Consider the following 25,434-nt stretch of genomic DNA (forward strand, 5'->3'; position numbering starts at 1 on the left):
CTCCTTTATCCCAGATCGCCGAACCGAACCTGCAAAGCGGTGATTGCGGTGAGCGCTGTTGTTTCAGTTCTTAATACACGAGGACCTAATAAAATATCAGTAAAATGGTGCTCTGCTGTCATGGCGATTTCTTCAGGGGAAAGTCCACCTTCAGGGCCAATCAATAAGCGCACTTTTTTAACAGGTAAGGGTAAGGTATTAATACTTTGGTTAGCCCTAGGATGTAAATTGAGTTTTAAACTACCATCATCTTGAGCACACCATTCTTCTAATGACATCACCGGCATTAATTGTGGGATGCTATTTCTGCCACATTGTTCACATGCCGAGATAATAATTTTTTGCCATTGCTGATGTTTTTTCTCTAAACGGCTAGGGTCAAGTTTAACACCACAGCGTTCTGAGATCAGTGGAGTGATCGTATTAACACCTAACTCAACTGATTTTTGAATAGTAAACTCCATTTTCTCGCCTCGTGAAAGCACTTGTCCTAAATGGAGGTCGAGAGGGGATTCTTTATCATCAACAATGCCTTCATTGATTTGCACAGTGACTGACTTTTTTGTGCTTTCTATGATTTCAGCATCAAATACCTGATTTGAACCATCAAACAGTGCTAGTTTTTGCCCCGTAGACATTCTTAATACACGCCCAACATGATTAGATGCTTCTTCATCTAATGCTGTTTGAGTACCTGCTGTGAGCGGTTCTGGATGATAAATGCGAGGAATACGCATAACGTGAAACCCTTACGTAAAAGATGGTTAACCGTGATAAATAAAATATGTGATATGCATCATACGCATGACATTATGGCATGCAAGTTATCACTTTGCTTTTGTCGTTATTATAGCGTGGATCTTATTGAGTGTTTTGTCGCAAAATTTCATGTTTTCATTGTCATTCTAAAGAAAAATCTCGGCATTAAATGGAGCCTCTTATACAGTTGCTTAACAAGGATAACGATGTATCTAAGGAGTAGATATTTATGCCATTAAGCCGTTCTTGTTTGATAAAAACACCTTTGTTTTCTTTGTTGACTGATTTTTTTGTTTTTATTAAGTTTTGCCTACCTTTTCCATTATTATTTTTGTTACCTAAAACTCGACGGAAACAACTTACGCTGAGTTATACTATTGTTTGTTTATATTGGTTTTTTTCAATTAACTCATTTTCTTTATTGATAATACTTTCAGTATTAAGCTTTTATTTATTGATGCTCTCTTTCTTTGATGCTGATTATTTTCTTCTGCCTAATACGTTGACTTATTGGCTAATATTTTTAGGGTTATTGTGTAATTACACAGTATGTGGATTAATACCTTTCAATCATGCTTTTTATGGTTTTTTAGGTGGTGTTGGACTTTTTTATAGCATCTATTTATGGGGATATTTCATTTGCCAAAAATGTGTTTTAGGTTTTGGTGATGTGAAATTATTTGGTGCTATTGGGGCATGGTGTGGATTTGAAAAATTACCGTATATTCTTTTGCTGGGCTCTTTTTTAGGGTTAAGTGTGTATTGTGCGGTATTAATAGCAACAAAAGACCATATCAAAAAAGTGGCATTTGGCTCTTGCCTTTCATTTTCAACATTGATGGTATTAGGTTTCAACTTTTCGCCTTACAGTTATTTCAACTAATTGATTTCAATTATTTGATTTTAAAAGGATTTAAAATTTTTAGATATGTATAAAAAAGAAAATAATAAGAACCGAAATAAAGAAAGCAGTGTGCGGAAATTAATCAGCACACTGAAAAGAAGATTATAGGTTTTCTTGTATAAATTGCTGCCAACGTTTTGTATCACCTAAATATTTTTCAACTGGTATCAGGTGGTAACCTTGGTTATCTTCAATAAATAAAGTCGGAAAACCGCGGCCATTAACTTGGGACATTAATTGTTGTGTCTGGCTTAAATGTTGCTGAATTTGTGTTTCACTAATTTCAGACAGTAAGGATGCAAACTGCTCAACATCAAAACCAAGTTTTTTTACAATAAATAGCAGAGTGTCTTTATCACTGATATTTAATCCATCAAGGTAATAGGCTTCTTGCAATGCTTTTAGTAAATAAACATCTCGCTTTCCCATTATTTCAGCAACAAGAACGGCTGAAATAGGTAGCAGTGAGTTTAATACCATTTCAGTGTTACCAAGAGCGTCATGATATGCATGACTAAAAACTTGACCTGATAATTGACTAATACGCTCATCAATTGGCGTAACATGCTCTTTCCATGATTGACCACCCGTTACAGCTCTTGCTGGTGTAAACAATCCACCACCATGCAACTTAATGGAATTTGGAAACGTATTGCTTACCGCTTCAATCAGGGGAGCAATGCCATAGCACCAACCACAAAGAGGATCATAAACATAGTGCAATATTTTAGTACCTTGGGTATTACCTGTATTGCTTGCTACTGAGGCCACTGCATCTCTCCTTTTAGTACTTTTGCACTAAGTTCTAGGCTTGATTTATCTGCTAAATTCTGATGATTTTTTTCCATTGCTGCAATAAATTCATCTGAATTTTTCGTTTTTTCAAGATTTTTCTCAGCCTCAATTAGGTAATTCATTGTGAAGTCAACAGCTTGTAGGTCATACGTTGCTTTTGGTAAATAGTGACCAGGAATAACGGTTTTTGGGGATAGTGATTTTATTTGCTGTAACGAACTAACCCAATGTTGGCGCTCTTCCACAGTTTGAGTATCGGCTAACCAAACATGAATATTTTCAGAGACTAAAACACCACCCATTACTGCATTAAGTTTTGGAACATAAAGGTATGTTCTATCTGGAGATTGTCCATCTAAGCCTTTGACTGAAATGGTTTCCCCTTCTAGAGAAAAACTATCACCTTTTAATACTTCAGGAATGATGATTTTCTGAGGGGCATTTTCTTTAAGTACAGGCCCCCAGTAGGCAAGTTTTCCTGCTTGAGTTTCATTAATGGCTTTAATTGTGGGTGCTGTTGCAATCACTTTAGCATTTGGAAATGCATCAGTAATAACATCTAACCCAAAATAAAAGTCAGGATCAGAATGGCTGATATAGATATAAGTCAGATTTTTTCCAGAGGCTTTTATTTTATCAACCAAAGCTTGAGCATCATTTTTTTGAAATTGTGCATCAATTAAAACGGCATCTTTATCGCCATAAATAATTTCAGAAGAAACAGGGAAAACACTCGCTTCTCCTGGGTTATATATATCTAATGTTAAATCAGTTGCTAATGCTGATGTTGCGAAGAATGCGGTAGTTGCAAGTGTTAAAGGAAGTAATTTTTTCATCTTTTGTTTTCTCCATAATGTTGTTGCTGACTATAATATGTTGCATAAAACAAGAGAAAAACCCTATTTTAGGCAATTGATTGTTGCGTAAATCGAGTAAATCAAATGGATAAAATAAAAGCATCAGAAGTGTTTGTAACTATTGTGAAGCAGGGGAGCATGATAAAAGCTGCTGATTATCTAGGTATGTCTAGAGCTATGGTGACGCGTTATTTAAATGAGATGGAAGAGTGGGCAGGAGTGCGCTTATTGCATAGAACAACACGCAAACAAAGCCTAACATCAGTAGGCGAAATGGTATATGAACAGAGTGTACAGCTATTAGAAATGGCCGAACGTATACCCGCTAATATTCCTAAAGAGCGTCATCAAATCAGTGGGCTTGTTCGTATTACCAGTTCACAATCATTAGCAAATAGTATTTTGTCAGTGGCAATATGTGAATTTATGCAGCGTTATCCTTTAATTGCGGTTGATTTGCAAATTACTAATCAAACCGTGAATTTGGTGGAAGAACGTATTGATATTGCATTGCGTATTACGAATCACCTTGAGCCTAACTTAATCGCACGCTCGCTCGCGACATGTCTTTCTGTGGTATGTGCTCATAAAGATTACTTAGCAAAAAAAGGTATACCTCAAACGCCAGATGAACTCGCTCAGCATCAATGTTTAACTTACCGATTTTTTGGTCGTAGCTTGTGGGAATTTAATTTAGGTGACGAACGTTATTCAGTACCTGTTGGGGGGAATTTAAGCGCAAATGAATCGGTTGTTTTATTGCAAGCTACGTTAAAAGGAGCTGGTATATCGCTACAACCTTATTACTCAGCCAAACCTTATATTGAAAGTGGTGAATTAGAACAAATTTTGTCTGACTATCAAGCTCAGCCGATGGGAATTTATGCGGTTTTAGCGAGCCGGCAAAATATGCCCGCTGCCGTTAGAGTATTGCTGGATTTCTTAGTAGAGTGGTTTTCATCATCACCTTATTGGCTTGCTTTATCGGGTAAAAGCTTGGGTTAGCCGTTTAGGATAATCTGATAATGTTTCTTTCATCACATCAATAAAATAGGTAACAAGTTGTGATGAAGGGCGATGTGATGGGGTAATTAAGCTGATGGTAAAAGGGATAGTAAAGCTCAAAGGACGAAGGCAAATAGACTTATCTAAGTAATCAAGTGCGGTAATAGGGTTAACAATTGAAATGCCGATATTCTCACTCACCATTGCACAAATAGAGGCGGCACTTTGCGTTTCCATTACTAACTGTCGTGCAATTCTATTTTTAATAAATACGGTATCAATTAATTGTCGATAGCTATCATTGGCTGACAGGCTAATAAAACGTTCATTTTGAAAATCAGTAGGGTACAACAATGGTTTTTTACACAATGGATGTGATTTGGGTAAAACTGCAACTTCATTGAGTGTAAGCACAGTCTCTTGTTGAGTTCCTGCTGGTGTTTGTGTGTGTTCTACCAATCCTAAATCGTAATGTTGTGCGGATAACCACTCTTCTAATAAAGGGGATTCTTGAGGGACAATAGTTAAATTGACATCAGGATATTTATCTAGAAATTGTCGGCAGATTGAAGGTAATAATGATTGAGCAAATGCAGGCAAGCAGGTGATATTCAATTCTGCTTGGTTAAAATGACGAATATTTTCAGCAGCGTTAATTATTCTATCTAAACCATAATAAGAACGCTGTACTTCCTCAAAAAAGCGTAGCCCTTCAGTTGTCGGCTGTAAACGGCCTTTTATTCTATCAAATAATTTAAATGCTAATAGATGTTCAAGACGAGATAGCTCTCTACTGACAGTAGGTTGTGACGTTTTCAGTAACTCTGCGGCTTCAGTAAGATTTTGAGTGGTCATCACTGCATGAAAAATTTCAATATGTCGCCAATTAAAAAGAGCTTTCATCTTAAGATCCCTATATCACAGATGAATAGAGTGTAGCTTATTTGATATTTTTATTCCCTTGTAAGTTCATAAATAATGATTTTATTCACCAGTGACTTCTATGAGTAGATAACATGACAACATCAATAACTATGGCTCAATACCAATTAGCACAAACCTATGGAACGCCATTATGGATTTATCAAGGCGATACTATTTCTCAGCGTATTGCCCAGCTTAAATCTTTTGATGTAGTTCGATTTGCTCAAAAGGCGTGCTCCAATATTCATATTTTACGTTTAATGAAAGCACAGGGTGTTAAAGTTGACTCTGTTTCATTGGGCGAGATTGAACGCGCTTTAGTTGCCGGTTATCAAGGTGGCAGAGAAAAAAGTGAGATTGTCTTTACGGCTGATTTACTTGATGAAAGAACCATTGAACGTGTTGTTGAGTTAGATATTCCTGTTAATGCTGGCTCTATTGATATGCTCCGTCAATTAGGTGAGCGCAACCAAGGTCATGCGGTTTGGATAAGGGTTAACCCCGGATTTGGTCATGGGCATAGTCAAAAAACCAATACAGGTGGTGAAAACAGTAAGCATGGTATTTGGTATGAAGATGTGCCAGAAGCGTTAGCTGTGATCCAGCAATATAATCTAACTCTAGTTGGTTTTCATATGCATATTGGTTCGGGTGTTGACTATCAACATCTTGCTAGTGTCTGCGATGCAATGGTAGAGCAAGTGCTTACCTCTCGAGTTGATATTCAAGCTATTTCGGCAGGAGGTGGATTATCAACGCCTTATCAAGAAGGTGATGCAACAGTCGATTTGGATCACTATTTTTCTTTATGGGATAAAGCACGCCAGTGTATTGCACAACACTTAGGGCATTCTGTTGAGTTAGAGATTGAGCCGGGACGTTTTTTAGTGGCTGAATCCGGTGTATTGATTTCACAAGTGAGAGCCGTTAAATCAATGGGAAGCCGTCATTATGTGCTGGTGGACGCTGGGTTTAGTGATTTAATGCGTCCTGCAATGTATGGCAGTTATCATCAGATTTCAGTTTTAGACACTCATGGTCAAATAAAACCAATGACAGAATTACAAGAGACTATTGTGGCAGGTCCGTTGTGTGAATCGGGTGATGTTTTTACTCAGCAAGAGGGCGGTACGGTTGTTCCTCGTTTATTGCCTCAAGCACAGGTGGGCGATTATTTAGTGATCCATGATACGGGGGCGTATGGTGCGTCAATGTCATCAAATTATAATAGCCGACCACTTATTCCTGAAGTGTTGATAACAGAAGGCGTTCCTCAATTAATTCGTCGTCGCCAAACAATAGAAGAGTTATTAGCATTGGAGTTAGATCTCTAATTAATTTTTTGGTCTTAACAGTTTGCTCTTAATAAAAAAACACCTCATGACTAAAAGTGATGAGGTGTTTGTGTTCTATCAGGGGAAATATTTCCCTTTATCTCGATTGTTAGGCTGCTTTGTCTGTTTTGACTTTGTCAGCTTTCGGCTTTTTTGCTGGCACCGCCAATGCATCAAAGTCAAATTCATCAACATTGATACTCCGTAAGCGACTCTGTTCTGCTTTACGTAAGATATCAGCCTCTTCTTGAGTTACTCGTTTATCAGCCAGTGCTTTGTCCGCTAATTTATCTAATTGAGTAAAGTTAAATTTCTTCTCATAGAGGCGACAAATACGGTCAAAAATAGGTTCAGCCGCTAAAATATCCAGCAGTGCTTCTTCCATTAAACCATGTGGATTATGCTCGCTTGGTGTTAAGTATTGACCTCTACCAATGCGATCACGGGTTTCAGACGGTTGTTGGATAAGTTGCGCCACTTTGCTATCTAATTTATCTGATGGTAATTTTTGAGCTTTACCCAGTGGGAAAATAATTGCTCGCATAGTGCCAGCAACAGCACGGCTTGGGAAATTGCGTAGCAGTTCATCAATTGCATTTTCAGCTTGGTATAAACACTCTTTTACGCTCCAATGTACGAGAGGTAAATCGGCGGTATGGCGACCTTCATCTTCATAACGCTTAAGTGCGGCAGATGCGAGGAAGATATGACTTAATATATCACCCAAGCGTGCTGAAATACGCTCACGACGTTTTAAGCTTCCGCCTAAAACACCCATTGAAACATCAGACAGCAGCGCCATATTGGCACTCAGGCGGTTAATCTGTTGATAATAACGACGAGTTTCATCATTAGTTGGTGAATTACTTAATCGACCATTGGTGATACCTAACCACAGGCTGCGTAAGGTATTACTTGCTACGTGACCGATATGGCCAAATAAAGCACGGTCAAAATCGTGTAGATTGTTATCTCGTGCCGCTGCAATTTCATCTAATACATAAGGATGGCAACGGATAGCACCTTGACCATAAATGATCATGCTACGAGTTAAAATATTGGCACCTTCAACCGTGATAGCAATTGGAGAACCTTGATAAGAACGTGCGACAAAGTTTGATGGCCCAAGGCTGATCCCTTTACCACCAACGATATCCATTGCATCAATAACGCCACGTTGTGCTCGGTGAGTACAATGATATTTTACGATAGCGGATAGTACGGCAGGTTTTTCTCCCAGCATAATACCCGTAGTAATTAAGGTTGCCGCTGAATCTAAAAGATAGGCGTTACCAGCCAGACGAGCTAATGGCTCTTCAATGCCTTCCATTTTACCAATTGGAATTTTGAACTGACGACGGACACGAGAATAAGCGCCTGTTGCCATAGCCACACTTTTTAATCCACCAGTAGAGTTTGAAGGTAGAGTGATGCCTCGACCAACAGAGAGACATTCCACCAGCATTCTCCAGCCCTGACCTGCCATTTTTGGTCCACCAATGATGTAATCGATAGGGACAAAAACATCTTTACCACGAGTCGGTCCATTCATAAATGGCACATTCAGTGGGAAATGGCGATGACCAATTTCAACACCTTTGACATCAGTTGGAATTAACGCACAGGTAATGCCAGGGTTTTCGTCATCACTTAATAGATGGTCAGGATCGCGTAATTTAAATGCTAATCCTAATACGGTTGCGATAGGGGCAAGCGTGATATAGCGTTTATTCCATGTTAAACGAAGACCAAGTACTTGCTCGCCTTGCCATTCACCCATACAGACTATGCCACTGTCAGGAATAGCTCCTGCATCGGAGCCCGCTTCAGGGCTTGTTAATGCGAAACAAGGAATTTCATCGCCTTTGGCTAAACCGGGTAAATAGCGTTTTTTCTGTTCATCAGTACCGTAGTGTTGTAGCAGTTCACCAGGGCCTAAAGAATTAGGTACACCCACGGTGATGGCTAAAATACCAGATACTCCTGACAGCTTTTGCAATACACGGGATTGAGCGTAGGCTGAAAATTCTAATCCGCCGTACTCTTTTTTAATGATCATCGCGAAGAAGCGATTATCCTTAAGGTATTGCCAAATTTCAGGAGGTAAATCAGCTAATTCATGTGTGATCTCAAAGTCGTTTGTCATACGGCAAACTTCTTCGACAGGTCCATCAAGGAAAGCTTGTTCTTCAGCCGTTAACTGTGGTTTAGGGTAATTATGAAGTTGTTTCCAATCGGGAGCACCACGGAAAAGCTCACCTTCCCACCATGTTGTACCTGCATCAATGGCTTCTTGTTCCGTTTTAGACATAGAAGGCATGACTTTTTGAAATGCTTTAAGTGCAGGTACTGAGATATAGGCTCTACGAATAGAAGGAATAGTAAAGGGTAATAAAACCAATGCAACGGGGAGGAGTAACCAGTAACTCCAAATATTGGCGATACCCATTACTAACGTATAAGCAATAAGTGCGAGGCTACTTACCGCAATACCGAATTTGCGATAACTAAGTACGCCAATAAGAACAATAAAAAGTACGATACTGAGTAGTGTCATAATAAACTCCTGTATTTAGCAAGAGATCAGAGGTCAGACCTGTTGTTTGTTATTTAGATCTAATCCAGTCACTAACTTTTATCAATATATTTACATTCTAATTACAATATAGCTCACAAATTATTCGTAAATGAGAGAAGTTAGCATTTGTCGATAATAGGTATCTTCTTTCATGACATTTAATCCGTTACACTGAGAAACAGAAAATTTCGATTACCCTTTCTGGAGTAAAAATCCTATGTACCAAGATCTTATCCGTGGTGAATTAACAGAAGCAGCAGATACACTCTCTCGCTTTCTTCAAGATGATGCAAATATTGAAGCTATCCAAAAAGCTGCGGTGTTATTAGCAGATTCTTTTAAAGCAGGCGGTAAAGTATTATCTTGCGGTAATGGTGGCTCTCATTGTGATGCAATGCATTTTGCAGAAGAGTTAACCGGACGCTATCGTGAAAATCGCCCTGGTTATCCTGCCATTGCTATTTCAGATGTAAGCCATATTTCATGTGTGAGTAATGATTTTGGCTATGAATATATCTTCTCTCGTTATGTTGAAGCAGTGGGTAAAGAAGGTGACGTTCTACTGGGTATTTCAACCTCAGGCAATTCAGGCAATATCATCAAAGCAATTAGTGCTGCGCGTGAGAAAGGCATGAAAGTCATTACGTTAACGGGGAAAGATGGCGGAAAAATGGACGGTACAGCAGATATTGAAATTCGTGTACCTCATTTCGGTTACGCTGATCGTATTCAAGAAATTCATATCAAAGTTATCCATATTCTGATCCAATTAATTGAAAAAGAAATGGAAAAATAATTTGTTGATATTGCTATAAATTAGCAATAAACATCGACAAGAAGGAGTGAGCGATGTGTGAGTTGTTAGGCATGAGTGCAAATGTACCGACAGATATTAACTTCAGTCTAAGTGGCTTAATTCCTCGAGGTGGAAAGACAGGACCTCATAAAGATGGATGGGGAATTACTTTCTACGAAGGATTGGGATGTCGTACATTTAAAGATCCTCAAGCCAGCGCAATTTCACCAGTCGCTCGCTTTGTTCAAGAGTACCCGATTAAATCAGAGGCTGTGATCGCTCATATTCGTCAAGCGAATCGAGGTAATGTCTCTTTAGAAAATACCCATCCTTTTACCCGTGAATTATGGGGAAAAAATTGGACTTATGCGCATAATGGTCAACTGAAAGGTTATCAATCTCTTGAGACAGGGCGTTTTCGGGCGATAGGGCAGACAGATAGTGAAAAAGCTTTTTGCTGGATCTTAAATCAACTTGAAAATCGCTATAAACGAACTCCTGTGAATTGGCCAGCTGTATTTCGTTTTATCGCTATTTTAGCCTCTCAATTAAAGCAAAAAGGGGTCTTTAATATGCTGTTGTCGGATGGTCGATTTGTAATGGCATATTGTTCAACTAACTTACACTGGATCACGCGTAAAGCACCTTTCGGCAAAGCAAAATTACTTGATCAAGATATAGAAATTGATTTCCAGCAACACACACAATCAGATGATGTGGTTTCTGTTATTTCAACATTACCATTGACTGGAAATGAATCTTGGCAGCGTATTCCCGCTGGCGAGTTTGTCTTATTTGATCGTGGTGTGCGTATTCTGTAGCCATTTGCTTTCGCTATTTTGCGATAAGTTAAGGACAGGACTTACGCTATTAGATGAAGCCAACGTACTATTAACGGAATAACGCCCATTTTGAACGGTAACAGATGGAATTTGTTTGCGTTCTTCAACATATTGATAGGCAGGCATAAGCTGTTGCCAGAAATCTATATCTTTTGAGTACTGATGTTTTTTCATATTTTCAGCGGTCATCTTAAATGGAAAAATATGAATATTAATCGTAGATTGACCTCCTTGTAGCGCTAATTCCGCATACTGATAAATTTCGTCCATCACCGAATCCGTCATTGCATAACAACCAACCGATTTACATGCCCCGTGGATCATTAAAAAGTCGCCGGTGTATCCTTTTGATTTATCATATTGATTAGGAAATCCTAGGTTAATAGCTCGGTAAAATCGACTGTTCGGATTTAATTGCGAAAAGTTGACCTGATAAAAACCTTCCGGGCTTTTTAAATCACCTTGAAACTTTTTAGGACCAAGACCTCCAGAATAGCTACAAATAGGGTAAGTACGTACTTTTTCTAATTGCCCATCTAATTTTTCCGTATAAAGTTCAAGTAAGCTCTCTTCTTTAAAAATCTGAATATAGATAGGCTGGCCTGTACTTTTTGTGACAGGTTTCATTAGAAATTTTGAACTGTTTTCAGCGTTAACTAATAAGGAAGTTAACATTAATGTTAAAAAACTGATTAGTAGTTTTGCGTGACTGGTCATGGTTTTATCAGAAAAATAGCTTAAAATTTGTTGATAAAGTAGATCGTAGATTGCTATGAAGCAATAAATTTGTAAATTAAAATCTGATATGGTTTCTTTTCTTTTACAAAATATTCTGTATGAAATTTAAGCGCTCGTCGAAAAAGATGATATTTTAATTCGGTTTATACGAGTTGTTAACGTTTCAGTCAAAATAATATTCCCATTTGCTTGAGCTAAATCACTCGAATAGTCAGACAGGTTTAGGCTGAGATGATAAAATTCAGTTCGGCAGAATAAGAGAAAATAGTAACAATTATCGGAGATAAATAACTTAGGGTTCAAAAACACCTTAAGATGTTTTTATTACAGAGTCGCTACATTTTCGGGGTGAATTTGTAGCTTAGGGTTTAACTGATAAACTTGTGCAAATCTTATGATTAAAATTAAAAAAGGACTCGACCTCCCAATTGCAGGAGCGCCTGCCCAAGTGATAGAAGACGGACCCGCGATTCGACGCATAGCATTGCTAGGCGAAGAATATGTCGGTATGCGTCCTTCTATGGTGGTTTCGGAAGGTGAGCATGTAAAGAAAGGGCAAATTCTTTTTGAAGATAAAAAGAATGCCGGTGTTGTTTTCACCAGCCCAGCTTGTGGTAAAGTCGTTGCAATTAACCGCGGCGAACGTCGTGTGTTCCAATCTATCGTTATCGAAATTGATGGCGACGAAGAAATTACCTTTAACCGTTATGATAGCTCAACGCTTTCAGACCTGACCCGCGAACAAGTTGAAACTAACCTTGTTAATTCGGGAATGTGGACTGCGTTAAGGACTCGTCCTTATAGTCGTACTCCGCATTTAGGCACAACACCTGTTGCCATTTTCGTCTCTGCAATGGATACAAATCCGCTTGCAGCAGATCCTATGGTTATTATTGAGCAAAATGAGAAGGCATTTAATGATGGCCTTGTTGTTTTAACTCGTTTAACCGAAGGGAAAGTCTATGTTTGTCATGGTGAAAAATCACCGACAAAATTAAATGACGGACAAATTAGCTATAACCAATTTGCAGGCCCTCATCCAGCAGGATTAGTCGGTACGCATATCCATTTCTTAGAACCTGTTAGTGCTAAGAAAATGGTTTGGCATTTAAATTATCAAGATGTTATTGCTATTGGTTATCTGTTTACAACAGGTTCTTTATATACAGAGCGTGTTGTTGCATTAGCTGGCCCTCAAGTAAAAGCACCTCGTTTAGTGCGTACTCGTTTAGGGGCTGATCTCTATGAGTTAACTAAAGATCAATTAGTTGATGGTGAAAACCGCATTATTTCTGGCTCTGTATTATGGGGATGGAAATCTGATGAGGCTCATCACTATTTAGGTCGTTTCCATAACCAAGTTTCTGTATTACGTGAAGGTCGTGATAAAGAGTTATTTGGTTGGGGTATGCCGGGTAGCGATAAATTTTCTATCACTCGTACCACCATCGGTCACTTCTTAAAAAATAAACGCTTTGCATTCACAACCACTATGAATGGTGGCGAACGTTCAATGGTACCAATTGGTAACTATGAGCGTGTGATGCCGTTAGACATTATGGCAACGCATTTATTACGTGATTTAGTTGTAGGTGATACTGACAGTTCTCAAGCATTAGGTTGTTTGGAATTGGATGAAGAAGATTTGGGATTATGTACTTATGTTTGCCCAAGCAAATATGAGTATGGCCCAGCACTGCGCCAAGTATTGACCAAAATTGAGCAGGAAGGGTAACTCATGGGTTTGAAAAATTTATTTGAAAAAGTAGAGCACCATTTTGAGCCCGGTGGCAAATTAGCAAAATGGTACGTACTTTATGAGGCAGTGACCACGGTATTTTATACGCCAGGTACTGTCACGCGTAATGGCGGTCATGTTCGTGACACCATTGACCTAAAACGCATGATGATCTTAGTTTGGTTAGCCGTTTTCCCAGCAATGTTTTGGGGAATGTATAACGTAGGTCATCAAGCGATCCCTGCACTTAATCAGTTATATAGTGGTGCTGAATTACAGCAAATCATTGCTTCAGATTGGCACTATCGCCTTGCTGAATTCCTCGGCGCATCATTAACAACAGATGCGGGTTGGGCAAGTAAGATGCTACTTGGTGCAACTTACTTCTTACCTATTTATCTAGTTGTTTTTGCGGTTGGCGGATTTTGGGAAGTTCTTTTTGCCTTTATTCGTGGTCATGAAATTAACGAAGGCTTCTTTGTTACATCAATCTTATTTGCCTTAATCGTACCGCCAACATTACCACTTTGGCAGGCTGCATTAGGTATTACGTTTGGTGTTGTTATCGCGAAAGAAATCTTTGGTGGAACAGGACGTAACTTCTTAAACCCAGCATTGGCAGGTCGTGCATTTCTGTTCTTTGCTTATCCGGCTCAAATTTCAGGTGATTTAGTTTGGACTGCGGCTGACGGTTTCTCTGGTGCAACACCATTGTCACAATGGTCTGTATCGGGTGAAAGTGCATTAGTAAATACCGTCACTCAACAACCTATCTCTTGGATGGATGCTTTCCTTGGATATATTCCAGGGTCGATCGGTGAAGTTTCAACACTGATGATTTTAATCGGTGGTGCTGTCATTCTTTTTGCTCGCATTGCTTCATGGCGTATTGTTGCTGGGGTAATGGTGGGCATGATTGCAATGTCATACCTATTTAATTTCATCGGTTCAGATACCAATCCTCTCTTCTCAATGCCTTGGCACTGGCACTTAGTATTAGGTGGTTTTGCTTTCGGTATGATGTTTATGGCAACAGATCCAGTATCCGCATCGTTTACTGATAAAGGTAAATGGGCTTACGGTATTTTGATTGGCGTAATGGCTGTGCTTATTCGTGTCGTCAATCCGGCTTACCCTGAAGGTATGATGCTGGCAATCTTATTCGCAAACTTATTTGCACCACTGTTCGATTACGTGGTTGTTCAGGCGAATATTAAGCGGAGAAAAGCTCGTGGCTAAAGAGAAAAACAAAGATAGCGTCGCAAGAACGTTCCTCGTTGTATTTATTCTATGTCTAGTGTGTTCCGTGGTAGTAGCAGGAGCGGCTGTTGGACTGAAGTCTAAACAAGAAGAGCAAAAACTTCTTGATAAACAACGTAATATTCTTGATGTTGCGGGTCTGCTCGTACCTAAAATGAGTGCTACAGATGTACTGAAAGTGTATGACTCTCGTATTAAAGCAAAAATTGTTAATTTCCAGACAGGTGAACTGACTGATAGTAAAGGCAATTTTGATTTAAATGCTGCATTACGTAGTGATGATACTTCTATTGCATTATCTCCAGCAGACGATGCAGCAAAAATTCGCCGACGTGCAAATACCGCAGAAGTGTATTTTGTTCTTGATGAACAAGGCAAAACTACAGAAGTCGTTCTACCTGTTTATGGTTCTGGCTTATGGTCTGTGATGTATGCATTTATTGCGGTTGATATTGATGGTGTGACTTCTAAAGGCATTACCTATTATGCTCATGGTGAAACGCCAGGCTTAGGTGGTGAAGTTGATAACCCTCAATGGAAAGCACAGTGGAAAGGTAAGCGCTTAATTAATGAAGAAGGCGTACCTGCAATTAAAATTGTGCGCAGCGGCGCAGCGGCTGGTAATCCTTATGGCATTGATGGACTTTCTGGTGCAACACTGACCTCAAATGGTATCCAGCATATGTTCGATTTCTGGTTAGGTGAAAAAGGTTTCGGCCCATTCCTGAAAAAAGTTCGTGAAGGAGAGATCAATGGCTGATACAAAAGAAATTAAACGAGTTTTACTTGGGCCATTGTTAGATAACAACCCGATTGCCTTACAGGTATTAGGTGTGTGTTCTGCATTGGCGGTAACAACAAAACTTGAAACCGCATTAGTGATGACAATAGCGGTAACTTTGGTTACTGCATTCTCAAGCTTCTTTATTTCACTAATTCGTAATTACATACCAAGTAGTGTTCGTATTATTGTTCAAATGGCGATTATTGCTTCATTAGTTATCGTTGTTGACCAAATACTACAAGCTTATGCGTATGAAATTTCTAAGCAACTATCTGTTTTCGTTGGTCTTATCATTACTAACTGTATTGTAATGGGTCGTGCTGAAGCTTATGCGATGAAAGCACCTCCTGTCGAAAGCTTTATGGATGGTATTGGTAACGGCTTAGGATACGGCGTTATCTTGATCCTTGTTGGTTTTTTACGTGAACTCTTTGGTTCTGGTAAATTATTCGGCATTACAGTAATGGAATCTGTCCAAAATGGTGGCTGGTATCAGCCAAACGGTTTATTCCTGTTAGCACCAAGTGCGTTCTTTATTATTGGCTTGCTAATTTGGGGATTACGTACATTAAAACCTGCACAGGTTGAAGAGGACTAATCGCCATGGAACATTATATAAGCCTGTTTGTTCGTGCTGTTTTTATTGAGAATATGGCTCTCGCATTCTTCTTAGGGATGTGTACATTTCTCGCCGTTTCTAAAAACGTAAAAACAGCTTTTGGATTAGGTATCGCTGTTACTGTTGTTCTGGGTCTTTCTGTACCGTTGAATAACTTGGTTTACAACTATGTGTTACGTGATAATGCATTGATGGAAGGTGTTGATTTAAGTTTCTTAAACTTTATCACTTTCATTGGTGTGATTGCGGCACTGGTACAAATCCTAGAGATGATTTTAGACCGTTATTTCCCTGCGCTGTATAACGCACTAGGGATCTTCTTGCCACTTATTACCGTTAACTGCGCCATTTTCGGTGGTGTGTCATTTATGGCACAACGTGACTATAACTTTAGTGAATCTATTGTTTATGGTTTCGGCTCTGGGATTGGTTGGATGTTAGCCATCGTATTACTGGCTTCTATCCGTGAGAAAATGAAGTACGCGGATGTACCGGCAGGTATGAAAGGGTTAGGCGTTACTTTTGTCACCACAGGGTTGATGGCATTAGGTTTCATGTCCTTCTCTGGTGTTCAGCTATAAAGGGTGAGAAGAACTCATGGATATAATTATTCTAGGTGTCGTGATGTTTACCCTGATTGTATTGGTATTAACAGCGTTGATTTTGTTCGCAAAATCAAAACTGGTCAATACAGGGGATATTTCAGTTGAGGTCAATGGAGACCCAGAAAAAAGTTTTGATGCACCAGCAGGTGATAAATTACTTAACGTATTATCAAACGAAGGTATTTTTATTTCATCAGCTTGCGGTGGCGGTGGCTCTTGTGGTCAGTGTCGCGTTAAAGTGCTGGAAGGTGGCGGTGATATTTTACCGACAGAACTTTCGCATATTAACAAGCGTGAAGCTAAAGAAGGTTGTCGTTTAGCATGTCAGGTAAACGTAAAAAGCAACTTGAAATTAGAATTACCAGAAGAAATCTTTGGTGTTAAAAAGTGGGAATGTGAAGTTATCTCAAATGATAATAAAGCCACTTTCATTAAAGAATTAGTGTTAAAAATCCCTGAAGGTGAGGTTGTACCTTTCCGTGCTGGTGGATTTATTCAAATCGAATGTCCTCCTCATACGGTACGTTATGAAGATTTTGATGTACCAGAAGAGTATCGTGAAGATTGGGATAAATTTAATTTATTCCGTTATGTTTCTGACGTTAAAGAAACCACTGTACGTGCTTATTCAATGGCGAACTACCCTGAAGAGCATGGCATCATCATGTTAAACGTGCGTATTGCAACACCTCCGCCACGTAATCCTGATGTGCCACCTGGAATTATGTCATCGTATATTTGGTCATTAAAACCGGGCGATAAAGTGACAATTTCAGGACCATTTGGTGAATTCTTTGCTAAGAAAACTGATGCTGAGATGATCTTTATTGGTGGTGGTGCAGGTATGGCGCCAATGCGTTCACATATCTTCGACCAATTGAAGCGCTTACATTCTAAACGCAAAATCAGCTTCTGGTATGGTGCGCGTTCTGTTCGTGAAATGTTCTACACTGAAGATTTCGATATGCTTGCAAAAGAAAACGAAAACTTCACATGGAATGTCGCACTTTCAGATGCATTACCTGAAGATAATTGGACTGGCTATACTGGATTTATTCACAATGTGTTGTTTGAGAATTACCTCAAAAATCATCCAGCACCAGAAGATTGTGAATTCTATATGTGTGGACCGCCAGTGATGAACGCAGCAGTTATTAAAATGCTCAAAGATTTAGGCGTTGAAGATGAAAACATTATGCTGGATGACTTTGGAGGTTGATCCTAACTTCCGATAAAGCATAAATGAATGAAATGACAAGCGCCCACTTATGTGGGCGCTCATGATCAGAAGAGAGAGTTATGTTAAAAAGAAAGATGATAAATTGGATAGTGATGCTGTCTGCATTAGTTCTATTATCTGCATGTGGTGAAAAACAGCAGGTATTAGAAGGCGAAACCATGGGAACTTATTACTCGATTAAATATGTTCCTGATAGTAATTCACCTCCACAAAACGTCTTACAAACAGAGATTGATCGTATTCTTGAAGAAGTTAACGATCAAATGTCAACATATCGTCCTCATTCTGAACTCAGTCGTTTCAATCAAAGCCGTGAAATTAATACTCCATTTCCTGTTTCACCTGCAACAGCAAAAGTAGTCAGTGAAGCTATTCGCATTAATAAAATGACTGATGGTGCTTTAGATGTGACTGTGGGGCCGTTAGTGAATTTATGGGGATTTGGTCCAGAAGGTCGATTTACGCATCAACCTTCTGAAGATGAATTAGCAAAACGTAAACAGTGGATTGGAATTGATTATCTTGCTGTTGAAGGTAATTCGTTAATTAAGAAGATCCCTGAACTTTATGTTGATCTCTCTTCAATTGCTAAAGGCTATGGTGTTGATGCTGTAGCTGAATATTTAATTTCACAGAATATCACTAACTATATGGTTGATATTGGTGGCGAAGTAAGAACTCAAGGCGTGAATGGAAATGACAAGCTTTGGCGTATAGCGATTGAAAAACCAGCAAATGACGGTACAAAACAGAGTGTTCAGTTAATTATTGAACCGGGTGATAACTCAATTGCCACTTCTGGTGACTATCGTAACTATTTTGAAGAAAATGGTGTTCGTTTTTCTCATACTATTGACCCAACCACAGGTCACCCTATTAAACATAACCTTGTTTCTATCACTGTGATTGTGCCAACTTGCATGAGTGCTGATGGTCTTTCAACAGGGTTGAATGTTTTAGGGCCTGAAAAAGGGTTAGCAGTAGCAAACGAACTAAATATTCCTGTCTTTATGATAGTGAAAACTGAAAATGGGTTTGAAGAGCGTTATAGTAAAGCGTTCGCCCCATTCTTGAAAAAGTAGAATTTAAGGAGAGAAGGTTATGTTAAAAATATTTCTATTTGCCTTCATCTTATTCTTGATTGCCTTCTTTGGTATGGCATTAGGCTATATTGTAAAACGTAAAAGCCTTCAAGGTAGCTGTGGTGGTTTAGGTGCTATGGGCATTGAGAAAGAGTGTGATTGCCCAGAACCTTGTGATGCACGTAAAAAACGTATGGCAAAAGATGCAGCAAGAGAAGAATTGCTTAATAAAAATAGAATTCTTTGAGTAAGATATAAGAATAAGAAAAAGAGTGATGTATATATTTACATCACTCTTTTTTATTTCTTTCTAAGAAAACTAAGATAAAAGTGAGGACGCTTACTCTTTTCTAAATGCTTTCATATTTGCGGGTGAATCAACCATAACCGCATCAGCACCTAATTCAGTAGCTTGAATATAGTCTTTCTCTGTGTTGATCCCAAAAAGAACAATATGAGCATTGCCACCAGCACGAAAACAAGACATTGCATCTTTATCCCAACTCAGAACTGAAGCGGAACGCGCTTCTCCTAATGTGTACTTCTCAACAACCTCGACTTTGCGGTGAAGCTCAAGTCCGTACCAACGAGTAATATCTAAATTTTCAGGTAACAAGCAAACATGGCTCATTGTGGTATTGGCTAAAATATCACGAGTGATATCACGGCTTTCAAAACGTTGTACATTAGTCGGTAAGGCATCAAGAAATGCGGTATTTGTAGAATAAACGCGAGTTCTATCCAGTGCGTTATGATTACGAAGTACGGTTATTAATGCTTCTCCTTGGATTGCTGGATCAGCATCTGGTGATTTTAAATCAAGATAAAATTGTGTTGTGGGGAATAGAGTTAAGATCTCATCCAATGTCGGAATGGTGACACCTTTATTTCGATAAGGAAATTGCTGAGCTTCACCAAATTTATAGCCGGCATCCCATTGCTTCAGTTGTTGTGCAGTAAATTCAGAAACACTACCTTGCCCATTCGTTAAGCTTTTTAAATCGCTAGGGCGATAAAGGACAGGAATATTATCTTTCGATAATTGAATAGTGATCCAAATTGCATCAGCTTGATTAGAGAGCGCTGTTTTTATAGCAATTTCAGTATTTTCAGGGGCATCAGCTGTGCCACCACGATGTGCGATAATTTTAGGAGATGCCATAAGGATTACAGAATAAAAAAAGAGAGAAATAGCGATGAATAACTTGATCATGAAAAATTATTTCCTTGTTTTATATATAGTTACAAAACAATATTTAAAATTAATGTAATTAATCAACGAGCAAAAACAATCTATCATCACTTTGTGACAATTCTATAAATAAACAGACTAATTCAGATTTTTATGAGAAATACACCTCAATAGAGGGAGATAAGAGCGAATAAAAATTGTAGTTAATATTTATTTACTGTATATTTAAACAGTAAATAAAGTGAGGTGATTGTATGCGTAAAATTATTCATGTTGATATGGATTGTTTTTATGCTGCGATTGAAATACGAGATAATCCAGCACTAAAAGAGATCCCAATTGCGGTTGGAGGCAATGCCTCTAGTCGAGGTGTGATCTGCACGGCGAATTATCCCGCTCGTCGTTTTGGTGTTCGTAGTGCTATGTCAACAGCAACAGCGTTGAAGTTATGTCCTCACTTAAAAGTGCTACCCGGTAGGATGGCTCTCTATAAAGAGACATCAGCAAAAATACGTCAAATCTTTTCTCGTTATACTCACCTTATTGAACCTCTTTCACTCGATGAAGCTTATCTTGATGTCTCTGACAGTAAGCATTGTCATGGCTCAGCAACGTTGATGGCTCAAGAAATTCGCCAACAAATTTTTGATGAGTTAAATCTCACGGCATCCGCAGGTATTGCACCAATTAAATTTCTTGCAAAAATTGCCTCTGATATGAATAAACCTAACGGGCAATTTGTTATTACACCAGAACAAGTCGATGATTTTATTTTAAAATTACCACTTAATAAAATACCGGGTGTAGGTAAGGTGACATTTGCTCGTTTGCAAGAAATGGGGTTAGAAACTTGCGCTGATATTCGTCGCACCGATGTCATTTCTTTAGTAAAAACGTTTGGAAAATTTGGTCAAAATTTATGGGAACGCAGTCATGGTATTGATGAGCGCGAAATTAACCCAGATAGACTTAGAAAATCAGTCGGAGTTGAGCGCACTTTTGCTTCAGATATTAATTCTTGGGATGATTGCTTGGTATTACTTGACGGATTATATAGCGAATTGGAAAGGCGACTAACAAAAGTTAAACCGGATCTAAGGATAGCAAGGCAGGGCGTTAAATTAAAATTTGATGATTTTCAATTAACAACACAAGAGCATACTCATCCTATTTTAGAAAAAGCCGATTTAATCAATATTGCCTATCAAGCATGGCATGAGCGTCGAAATGGCAGAGGTGTGCGCTTGATCGGATTTCATGTCACCTTGCAAGATCCACAAATAGAACGACAACTTCTTTTGGCGCTATAAAAATTAAAAAAACCATAGTCGATCAACAGATAGACTATGGTTAACGCAGTTAATTTATGTAGTTAATCTATTTAGTTAATTTATTTAGTTAATTTATATAGTATTACCAGCGATAATTCATAGTTGCTGTCATCGTCCTGCCAATACCATAAAAACAAGCAGTATCACCAGCACAAGATGCAACATAATGTTTATTCGCAATATTATTCATATTAAGCTGAATTTCAGCACCTTTTAAAGAAGGTGATAGCTCACCTAATGAATAACCAATCATCGCATCGTAAAGAGTCACTGCGGGTACGCTAACTGTATTTTTTGTATCTCCTTGAGATACACCCACATATCTGACACCAACACCCGCTTTAGCGCCATTAAATAGCCCAGATGTTTCATCATATTGACCCCAAAGTGATGCCATATGCTTAGGAACTCTAGGGAGTTCTTTTCCTTGTGTTCCCGCAATAATGGTTTTTCTTACTTCAGTATCGATATAAGCATAACTGCTGATAAATGAAATATTTTCAGTTAATTGGCTATTAATTTGAGCTTCAACACCACGACTTCTAATTTCACCCACTGGTTCGAAATACGCTTTTTCAGCATTGTAGTTGGTAACATTACGTTGTTGTAATTGATAAACAGAGAGTGTTGCCAATGTTTGCTCATTTGGTGTGAGGTATTTTATTCCAGCTTCTAATTGACGACCTTCGCTAGGTTCAAAAGGGGCACTTCCTGGTGCTCGGCGAGTTTGTAAATTAGGCTCAAACGAAGTGCTATAACTAATATATGGCGAAATACCATTATCAAAAGCATATAAAAGTCCTGCACGACCCGTTAACTTATTATCATCTTGTTGATCATAGCTTTTCGCTAAGAAATCATGAGTACGAACTTGAGCCCAATCTTGGCGTAAGCCTGCAAGTAAGATCCAATTTTTCCATTGGATCTGATCTTGTAGATATAACCCGATTTGATCACGTTTTTGTAGCTGATCGGTCGCAGGTTTTTGTAAACTCATATCAATTGGATAGTGATAATTAGGATCACGCCAGTCAAGATCGTACTCTGAACCCATTGCTCGGAGCAAATTATCTTGATCTTTGCTCCACTGATAATCAATACCAGCAATCACAGTATGATTAAGTTTTGCAGTGGTAAAATCAGCTTGTAAACGAGTATCTATTCCTAAAGTATCTGTTTCACGCTGCTCTTGTTGCGCTCGGCGTTCAAGAACATAAGGGTTATCTTTTCTTAAAGAGCCAAATACAAGATATTTATATTTCTGATTAATATGGCTATATCGAGCATTTTGTACAATTTTTAGTGAATCACTAAATTCGTGTTCAAATTCATAGCCTATACCATATTGTTGACGCCATGATTTATGGTAATCGGGATTGTTAACATCAAAATCAAAGGGAATAGTACCTGCTGGAGTACTTTTAACCGTTCCATAAGCAGGTAAAAAATTACGATACCCAGCTTCAGGCTCTTGCTGAATAAAGCTTAACAGTGTTAAACGAGTTTGTTCATTAGGTAAGAAAGTAATAGCAGGTGCAAGTGCAAAACGTTCTTCTTTATAGTTTTTTATTTGAGTGTGTTGTGTTTTTGCAACACCGTTTAGGCGATAAAGCACTCGATTGTCATCACTTAATGCACCTGAAAAATCAAAAGCAGTTTCTGCTAATTTATCATTGCCAGCTCGTACTTGAATATGGCGAATAGGGGTTGCGGTTGGTCTTTTACTTGTCATTGCCACAAGGCCACCCGGATTAACTTGGCCATAAAGAACGGATGCCGGCCCTCTAACAACTTCAACGCGCTCTAATAACCAGGGATCAATTGCACCAGTTGATGATGAAGCGCCCATTCCATAACTTAGGCCGTCAAGAAAACGGGGTGCATAACTGTATCCGCGAATAAAAACCTCATCATTACGATTAGAACTTCCACGATATTCTGTGAAAACTCCGGGCGTATAACGTAATGCTTGAGAAACTGAACTGACATCTTGAGCATCCATTTGATCACGTGTGATCACACTAATGGATTGTGGTGTTTTTTCAATTTCACTCGGTGTTTTATTTGTTGATAACGTTTTTGTTGCCACAAAACCGGAAACAGGCGCTTGAGGATCTTGCGATGGAGATGCTGTAACAATTATCTTTTCAGGGACATTTTGATTGACGGCCGCATGAATTTGAACAGAGAGTAAACTTAGAGGTAAGGCGAGAAAGACGCTAGCAACGTAATTTTTATTAGACACAATAGAACCCTTTGGTTTTTTATTTTTTAACTTTAAATGCGGAAGTCATGAAAATATCACCCCAAATACATTAATGCTAATGATAATGATTAGCATTCTATATATTTAATTTATTAAGATTTATTTTTTATTCCATAATGGAATAAGTGATTATGGAATTGGCTATATGAGGAATAAATTATGATCTTTAAGGGAAATAGCGTGTGATTTGAGGGGATAATTTATTTTTTGGTGATAGCTTTAGGCACAAAAAACCCGCCAATTAAGCGGGTTTCATTATTAACATTAAAGCAAAATTATTTAGCAGGGATCGCTTTTAAAATTGCAGTTAATAATTGCCAGTATTGACCGACGCTCTTAACGTGAACGCGCTCGTCTGGTGAGTGAGCACCACGGATTGTTGGCCCAATAGAAACCATATCCATATCTGGGTAAGGTTTTTTGAACAGACCACACTCAAGACCCGCGTGGATAACCATGATGTTTGGCACTTTATCAAACAGTTGTTGGTAAGTGTCACGAACTAAATGCATAACAGGAGAGTCTGCATCTGGTTTCCAACCTGGGTAACCGCCTTTGGTTTCGATGTCCGCTTTAGCCAGTTTTGCTAATGCTGTCAGCATACTAACAACATAGGTTTTACCGCTATCAATCAGAGAACGAATTAAGCATAGGATTTCTACTTTATCGTCAACAATGCTAACAACACCTACGTTTAATGAAGTTTCAACAACACCTTCAACGTCGTCACTCATACGAATAACGCCATTTGGCATAGCATTAAGTAGGTTGATTAAGCGCTCTTGGCAATCTGCGGTGAAAACTTTTTTATCTGTTGTTGTATCAATTAATTCAACTTTCAGATTTTTTTCAGCAATAGCTAATTCAGTTTTTAGCAGAGCTTCAAATTTCGCTTTTACTGCGTCTAGTTGGTTTGCTTTATCTGCTGGAATTGCAAAAACAATGTTTGCTTCACGAGGAATAGCATTACGCAGTGTACCACCGTGGAAATCAATTAATTTCAGTGATAATTCTTCTGCATGACCCGCTAAGAAACGCGCTAATAATTTATTTGCGTTACCTAAACCTAAATGGATATCACCACCTGAGTGACCACCATTTAATCCTTTCAGAACCAGTTGCTTAACAACGTGACCTGCTGGGATAGCATCGTAAGAAAGGCTTACTGTGGTTTTAACATCAATACCACCCGCACAACCCATGTAGATTTCACCTTCTTCTTCAGAGTCTGTGTTGATAAGAATATCAGCTTGTAACCAACCTGGTTGTAAACCAAATGCACCGTCCATGCCGGTTTCTTCAGTCATAGTTAACAGGACTTCTAATGGACCGTGTTTAACAGTATCGTCAGCTAAAACAGCTAATGCAGATGCCATACCTACGCCATTATCAGCACCTAATGTAGTGCCTTTAGCTTTGATCCATTCACCATCAATGTAAGGTTGAATTGGATCTTTAGTGAAGTCGTGAACGGTGTCGTTGTTTTTTTGTGGCACCATATCTAAGTGTGCTTGTAAAACAACGGCTTTACGATCTTCCATGCCTTTAGTTGCTGGTTTACGAATTAAAATATTGCCAACTGCATCGCGCTGTGCAAAAAGACCTTTTTCACTTGCCCAAGAAAGAATATGGGAAGCTAAGGCTTCTTCATGATGTGATGGATGTGGAATCGAACAAATTTTTGCAAAAATATCCCATAGTGGTTGTGGGGATAGAGTAGATAGTTCAGACACGATGGATCTCCTCTAACAGCATCTGTGTTATTGATAGCCTACCGCTATTTTA

General features: G+C 38.7%; 23 protein-coding genes. 14 read left to right on the forward strand and 9 right to left on the reverse strand.

Annotated elements, in window-relative coordinates; genetic code table 11:
• Nucleotides 1-5: 5 nt before the first annotated feature.
• Nucleotides 6-737 (reverse strand): 16S rRNA (uracil(1498)-N(3))-methyltransferase, encoded by a 732-nt coding sequence (gene rsmE / locus AB4J89_RS13495; protein WP_165125430.1) that lies wholly within the window; start codon nucleotides 735-737, stop codon nucleotides 6-8.
• Nucleotides 738-988: 251 nt separating this feature from the next.
• Here rsmE and AB4J89_RS13500 point away from each other — a divergent pair, with 251 nt between their 5' ends.
• Complete coding sequence (locus AB4J89_RS13500; RefSeq protein WP_368469590.1) at nucleotides 989-1,642, forward strand: prepilin peptidase; 654 nt, start codon at nucleotides 989-991, stop codon at nucleotides 1,640-1,642.
• Nucleotides 1,643-1,765: 123 nt separating this feature from the next.
• Here AB4J89_RS13500 and AB4J89_RS13505 read toward each other — a convergent pair whose 3' ends face one another.
• Together AB4J89_RS13505 and AB4J89_RS13510 are read right to left on the reverse strand one after the other, a co-directional pair.
• Nucleotides 1,766-2,434, reverse strand: coding sequence for a DsbA family protein (locus tag AB4J89_RS13505; RefSeq protein ID WP_088493512.1), 669 nt, complete (start codon nucleotides 2,432-2,434; stop codon nucleotides 1,766-1,768).
• Nucleotides 2,422-3,294: an MBL fold metallo-hydrolase gene (locus tag AB4J89_RS13510; protein WP_088493511.1), complete on the reverse strand. Its 873-nt coding sequence runs from the start codon at nucleotides 3,292-3,294 to the stop codon at nucleotides 2,422-2,424. Before AB4J89_RS13510 ends, AB4J89_RS13505 begins: the two co-directional genes overlap by 13 nt.
• Before the next feature lie 105 nt (nucleotides 3,295-3,399).
• Between AB4J89_RS13510 and AB4J89_RS13515 the strand changes: the two genes are divergently transcribed.
• Complete coding sequence (locus AB4J89_RS13515; protein ID WP_088493510.1) at nucleotides 3,400-4,320, forward strand: LysR family transcriptional regulator; 921 nt, start codon at nucleotides 3,400-3,402, stop codon at nucleotides 4,318-4,320.
• Here AB4J89_RS13515 and AB4J89_RS13520 read toward each other — a convergent pair.
• The gene (locus tag AB4J89_RS13520) at nucleotides 4,297-5,223 is read right to left on the reverse strand and encodes a LysR family transcriptional regulator (protein ID WP_088493509.1); all 927 of its coding nucleotides are present in this window, start codon (nucleotides 5,221-5,223) and stop codon (nucleotides 4,297-4,299) included. The genes AB4J89_RS13515 and AB4J89_RS13520 overlap by 24 nt on opposite strands.
• 113 nt (nucleotides 5,224-5,336) lie before the next feature.
• Here AB4J89_RS13520 and lysA point away from each other — a divergent pair, with 113 nt between their 5' ends.
• Nucleotides 5,337-6,578 carry a diaminopimelate decarboxylase gene (gene lysA / locus AB4J89_RS13525; protein WP_088493508.1) on the forward strand — a complete coding sequence of 414 codons (1,242 nt, stop codon included), beginning with the start codon at nucleotides 5,337-5,339 and terminating at the stop codon, nucleotides 6,576-6,578.
• Between the two features lie 109 nt (nucleotides 6,579-6,687).
• Here lysA and fadE read toward each other — a convergent pair whose 3' ends face one another.
• The gene (gene fadE, locus AB4J89_RS13530) at nucleotides 6,688-9,135 is read right to left on the reverse strand and encodes an acyl-CoA dehydrogenase FadE (RefSeq protein WP_311755404.1); all 2,448 of its coding nucleotides are present in this window, start codon (nucleotides 9,133-9,135) and stop codon (nucleotides 6,688-6,690) included.
• Nucleotides 9,136-9,373: 238 nt separating this feature from the next.
• Between fadE and lpcA the strand changes: the two genes are divergently transcribed.
• The gene (gene lpcA / locus AB4J89_RS13535) at nucleotides 9,374-9,952 is read left to right on the forward strand and encodes a D-sedoheptulose 7-phosphate isomerase (RefSeq protein ID WP_006534804.1); all 579 of its coding nucleotides are present in this window, start codon (nucleotides 9,374-9,376) and stop codon (nucleotides 9,950-9,952) included.
• A gap of 53 nt (nucleotides 9,953-10,005) precedes the next feature.
• A complete protein-coding gene (locus AB4J89_RS13540) occupies nucleotides 10,006-10,773 on the forward strand; it encodes a class II glutamine amidotransferase (protein WP_368469594.1) in 768 nt (255 codons plus the stop codon).
• Here the strand turns inward: AB4J89_RS13540 and AB4J89_RS13545 are convergent.
• Entirely contained in the window at nucleotides 10,744-11,511 is a 768-nt protein-coding gene (locus AB4J89_RS13545) for a murein L,D-transpeptidase family protein (protein WP_088493507.1), read from the reverse strand. The genes AB4J89_RS13540 and AB4J89_RS13545 overlap by 30 nt on opposite strands.
• A gap of 415 nt (nucleotides 11,512-11,926) precedes the next feature.
• Between AB4J89_RS13545 and AB4J89_RS13550 the strand changes: the two genes are divergently transcribed.
• The 8 genes from AB4J89_RS13550 to nqrM all read left to right on the forward strand — a co-directional run bounded on the left by AB4J89_RS13550 (nucleotide 11,927) and on the right by nqrM (nucleotide 19,107).
• A complete protein-coding gene (locus AB4J89_RS13550) occupies nucleotides 11,927-13,267 on the forward strand; it encodes a Na(+)-translocating NADH-quinone reductase subunit A (protein WP_088493506.1) in 1,341 nt (446 codons plus the stop codon).
• A gap of 3 nt (nucleotides 13,268-13,270) precedes the next feature.
• Complete coding sequence (locus AB4J89_RS13555) at nucleotides 13,271-14,509, forward strand: NADH:ubiquinone reductase (Na(+)-transporting) subunit B (RefSeq protein WP_088493505.1); 1,239 nt, start codon at nucleotides 13,271-13,273, stop codon at nucleotides 14,507-14,509.
• A complete protein-coding gene (locus AB4J89_RS13560; RefSeq protein ID WP_088493504.1) occupies nucleotides 14,502-15,290 on the forward strand; it encodes a Na(+)-translocating NADH-quinone reductase subunit C in 789 nt (262 codons plus the stop codon). The genes AB4J89_RS13555 and AB4J89_RS13560 overlap by 8 nt, the downstream gene beginning before the upstream one ends.
• Nucleotides 15,283-15,912, forward strand: coding sequence for an NADH:ubiquinone reductase (Na(+)-transporting) subunit D (locus AB4J89_RS13565; RefSeq protein WP_088493503.1), 630 nt, complete (start codon nucleotides 15,283-15,285; stop codon nucleotides 15,910-15,912). Before AB4J89_RS13560 ends, AB4J89_RS13565 begins: the two co-directional genes overlap by 8 nt.
• A 5-nt stretch (nucleotides 15,913-15,917) precedes the next feature.
• A complete protein-coding gene (gene nqrE / locus AB4J89_RS13570) occupies nucleotides 15,918-16,514 on the forward strand; it encodes an NADH:ubiquinone reductase (Na(+)-transporting) subunit E (RefSeq protein WP_006534792.1) in 597 nt (198 codons plus the stop codon).
• A gap of 16 nt (nucleotides 16,515-16,530) precedes the next feature.
• Nucleotides 16,531-17,757: an NADH:ubiquinone reductase (Na(+)-transporting) subunit F gene (gene nqrF / locus AB4J89_RS13575; RefSeq protein WP_088493502.1), complete on the forward strand. Its 1,227-nt coding sequence runs from the start codon at nucleotides 16,531-16,533 to the stop codon at nucleotides 17,755-17,757.
• Nucleotides 17,758-17,837: 80 nt separating this feature from the next.
• Nucleotides 17,838-18,860: an FAD:protein FMN transferase gene (locus tag AB4J89_RS13580; protein WP_102949400.1), complete on the forward strand. Its 1,023-nt coding sequence runs from the start codon at nucleotides 17,838-17,840 to the stop codon at nucleotides 18,858-18,860.
• A 19-nt stretch (nucleotides 18,861-18,879) separates the two neighbouring features.
• Nucleotides 18,880-19,107, forward strand: a complete 228-nt coding sequence (gene nqrM / locus AB4J89_RS13585) for a (Na+)-NQR maturation NqrM (RefSeq protein ID WP_023580998.1) — start codon at nucleotides 18,880-18,882, stop codon at nucleotides 19,105-19,107.
• Nucleotides 19,108-19,200: 93 nt separating this feature from the next.
• Here the strand turns inward: nqrM and AB4J89_RS13590 are convergent, their stop codons facing one another.
• Nucleotides 19,201-20,073 carry a glycerophosphodiester phosphodiesterase family protein gene (locus AB4J89_RS13590; protein WP_368469599.1) on the reverse strand — a complete coding sequence of 291 codons (873 nt, stop codon included), beginning with the start codon at nucleotides 20,071-20,073 and terminating at the stop codon, nucleotides 19,201-19,203.
• 233 nt (nucleotides 20,074-20,306) lie between these two features.
• On the opposite strand from AB4J89_RS13590, the gene dinB reads away from it, so the two are divergent.
• Complete coding sequence (gene dinB / locus AB4J89_RS13595; RefSeq protein ID WP_088493499.1) at nucleotides 20,307-21,362, forward strand: DNA polymerase IV; 1,056 nt, start codon at nucleotides 20,307-20,309, stop codon at nucleotides 21,360-21,362.
• A gap of 103 nt (nucleotides 21,363-21,465) precedes the next feature.
• Here dinB and AB4J89_RS13600 read toward each other — a convergent pair whose 3' ends face one another.
• A complete protein-coding gene (locus AB4J89_RS13600; RefSeq protein ID WP_311755406.1) occupies nucleotides 21,466-23,628 on the reverse strand; it encodes a TonB-dependent siderophore receptor in 2,163 nt (720 codons plus the stop codon).
• 296 nt (nucleotides 23,629-23,924) lie between these two features.
• On the reverse strand, nucleotides 23,925-25,382 hold the full coding sequence (pepD, locus tag AB4J89_RS13605; protein ID WP_368469602.1) for a beta-Ala-His dipeptidase: 1,458 nt from the start codon (nucleotides 25,380-25,382) through the stop codon (nucleotides 23,925-23,927).
• Between the last annotated feature and the right edge of the window lie 52 nt (nucleotides 25,383-25,434).

Source organism: Proteus sp. STS61-E (assembly GCF_040932335.1).
Classification (GTDB): Bacteria; Pseudomonadota; Gammaproteobacteria; order Enterobacterales; family Enterobacteriaceae; genus Proteus; species Proteus mirabilis_B.

Excerpts from the sequence above, each read along its gene's own strand:
- rsmE (WP_165125430.1), bottom strand. The coding sequence starts at position 737 with ATGCGTATTCCTCGCATTTATCATCCAGAACCGCTCACAGCAGGTACT.
- AB4J89_RS13500 (WP_368469590.1), top strand. The coding sequence starts at position 989 with ATGCCATTAAGCCGTTCTTGTTTGATAAAAACACCTTTGTTTTCTTTG.
- AB4J89_RS13510 (WP_088493511.1), bottom strand. The coding sequence starts at position 3,294 with ATGAAAAAATTACTTCCTTTAACACTTGCAACTACCGCATTCTTCGCA.
- AB4J89_RS13515 (WP_088493510.1), top strand. The coding sequence starts at position 3,400 with ATGGATAAAATAAAAGCATCAGAAGTGTTTGTAACTATTGTGAAGCAG.
- AB4J89_RS13520 (WP_088493509.1), bottom strand. The coding sequence starts at position 5,223 with ATGAAAGCTCTTTTTAATTGGCGACATATTGAAATTTTTCATGCAGTG.
- lysA (WP_088493508.1), top strand. The coding sequence starts at position 5,337 with ATGACAACATCAATAACTATGGCTCAATACCAATTAGCACAAACCTAT.
- fadE (WP_311755404.1), bottom strand. The coding sequence starts at position 9,135 with ATGACACTACTCAGTATCGTACTTTTTATTGTTCTTATTGGCGTACTT.
- lpcA (WP_006534804.1), top strand. The coding sequence starts at position 9,374 with ATGTACCAAGATCTTATCCGTGGTGAATTAACAGAAGCAGCAGATACA.
- AB4J89_RS13540 (WP_368469594.1), top strand. The coding sequence starts at position 10,006 with ATGTGTGAGTTGTTAGGCATGAGTGCAAATGTACCGACAGATATTAAC.
- AB4J89_RS13545 (WP_088493507.1), bottom strand. The coding sequence starts at position 11,511 with ATGACCAGTCACGCAAAACTACTAATCAGTTTTTTAACATTAATGTTA.
- AB4J89_RS13550 (WP_088493506.1), top strand. The coding sequence starts at position 11,927 with ATGATTAAAATTAAAAAAGGACTCGACCTCCCAATTGCAGGAGCGCCT.
- AB4J89_RS13555 (WP_088493505.1), top strand. The coding sequence starts at position 13,271 with ATGGGTTTGAAAAATTTATTTGAAAAAGTAGAGCACCATTTTGAGCCC.
- AB4J89_RS13565 (WP_088493503.1), top strand. The coding sequence starts at position 15,283 with ATGGCTGATACAAAAGAAATTAAACGAGTTTTACTTGGGCCATTGTTA.
- nqrE (WP_006534792.1), top strand. The coding sequence starts at position 15,918 with ATGGAACATTATATAAGCCTGTTTGTTCGTGCTGTTTTTATTGAGAAT.
- nqrF (WP_088493502.1), top strand. The coding sequence starts at position 16,531 with ATGGATATAATTATTCTAGGTGTCGTGATGTTTACCCTGATTGTATTG.
- AB4J89_RS13580 (WP_102949400.1), top strand. The coding sequence starts at position 17,838 with ATGTTAAAAAGAAAGATGATAAATTGGATAGTGATGCTGTCTGCATTA.
- nqrM (WP_023580998.1), top strand. The coding sequence starts at position 18,880 with ATGTTAAAAATATTTCTATTTGCCTTCATCTTATTCTTGATTGCCTTC.
- AB4J89_RS13590 (WP_368469599.1), bottom strand. The coding sequence starts at position 20,073 with ATGATCAAGTTATTCATCGCTATTTCTCTCTTTTTTTATTCTGTAATC.
- dinB (WP_088493499.1), top strand. The coding sequence starts at position 20,307 with ATGCGTAAAATTATTCATGTTGATATGGATTGTTTTTATGCTGCGATT.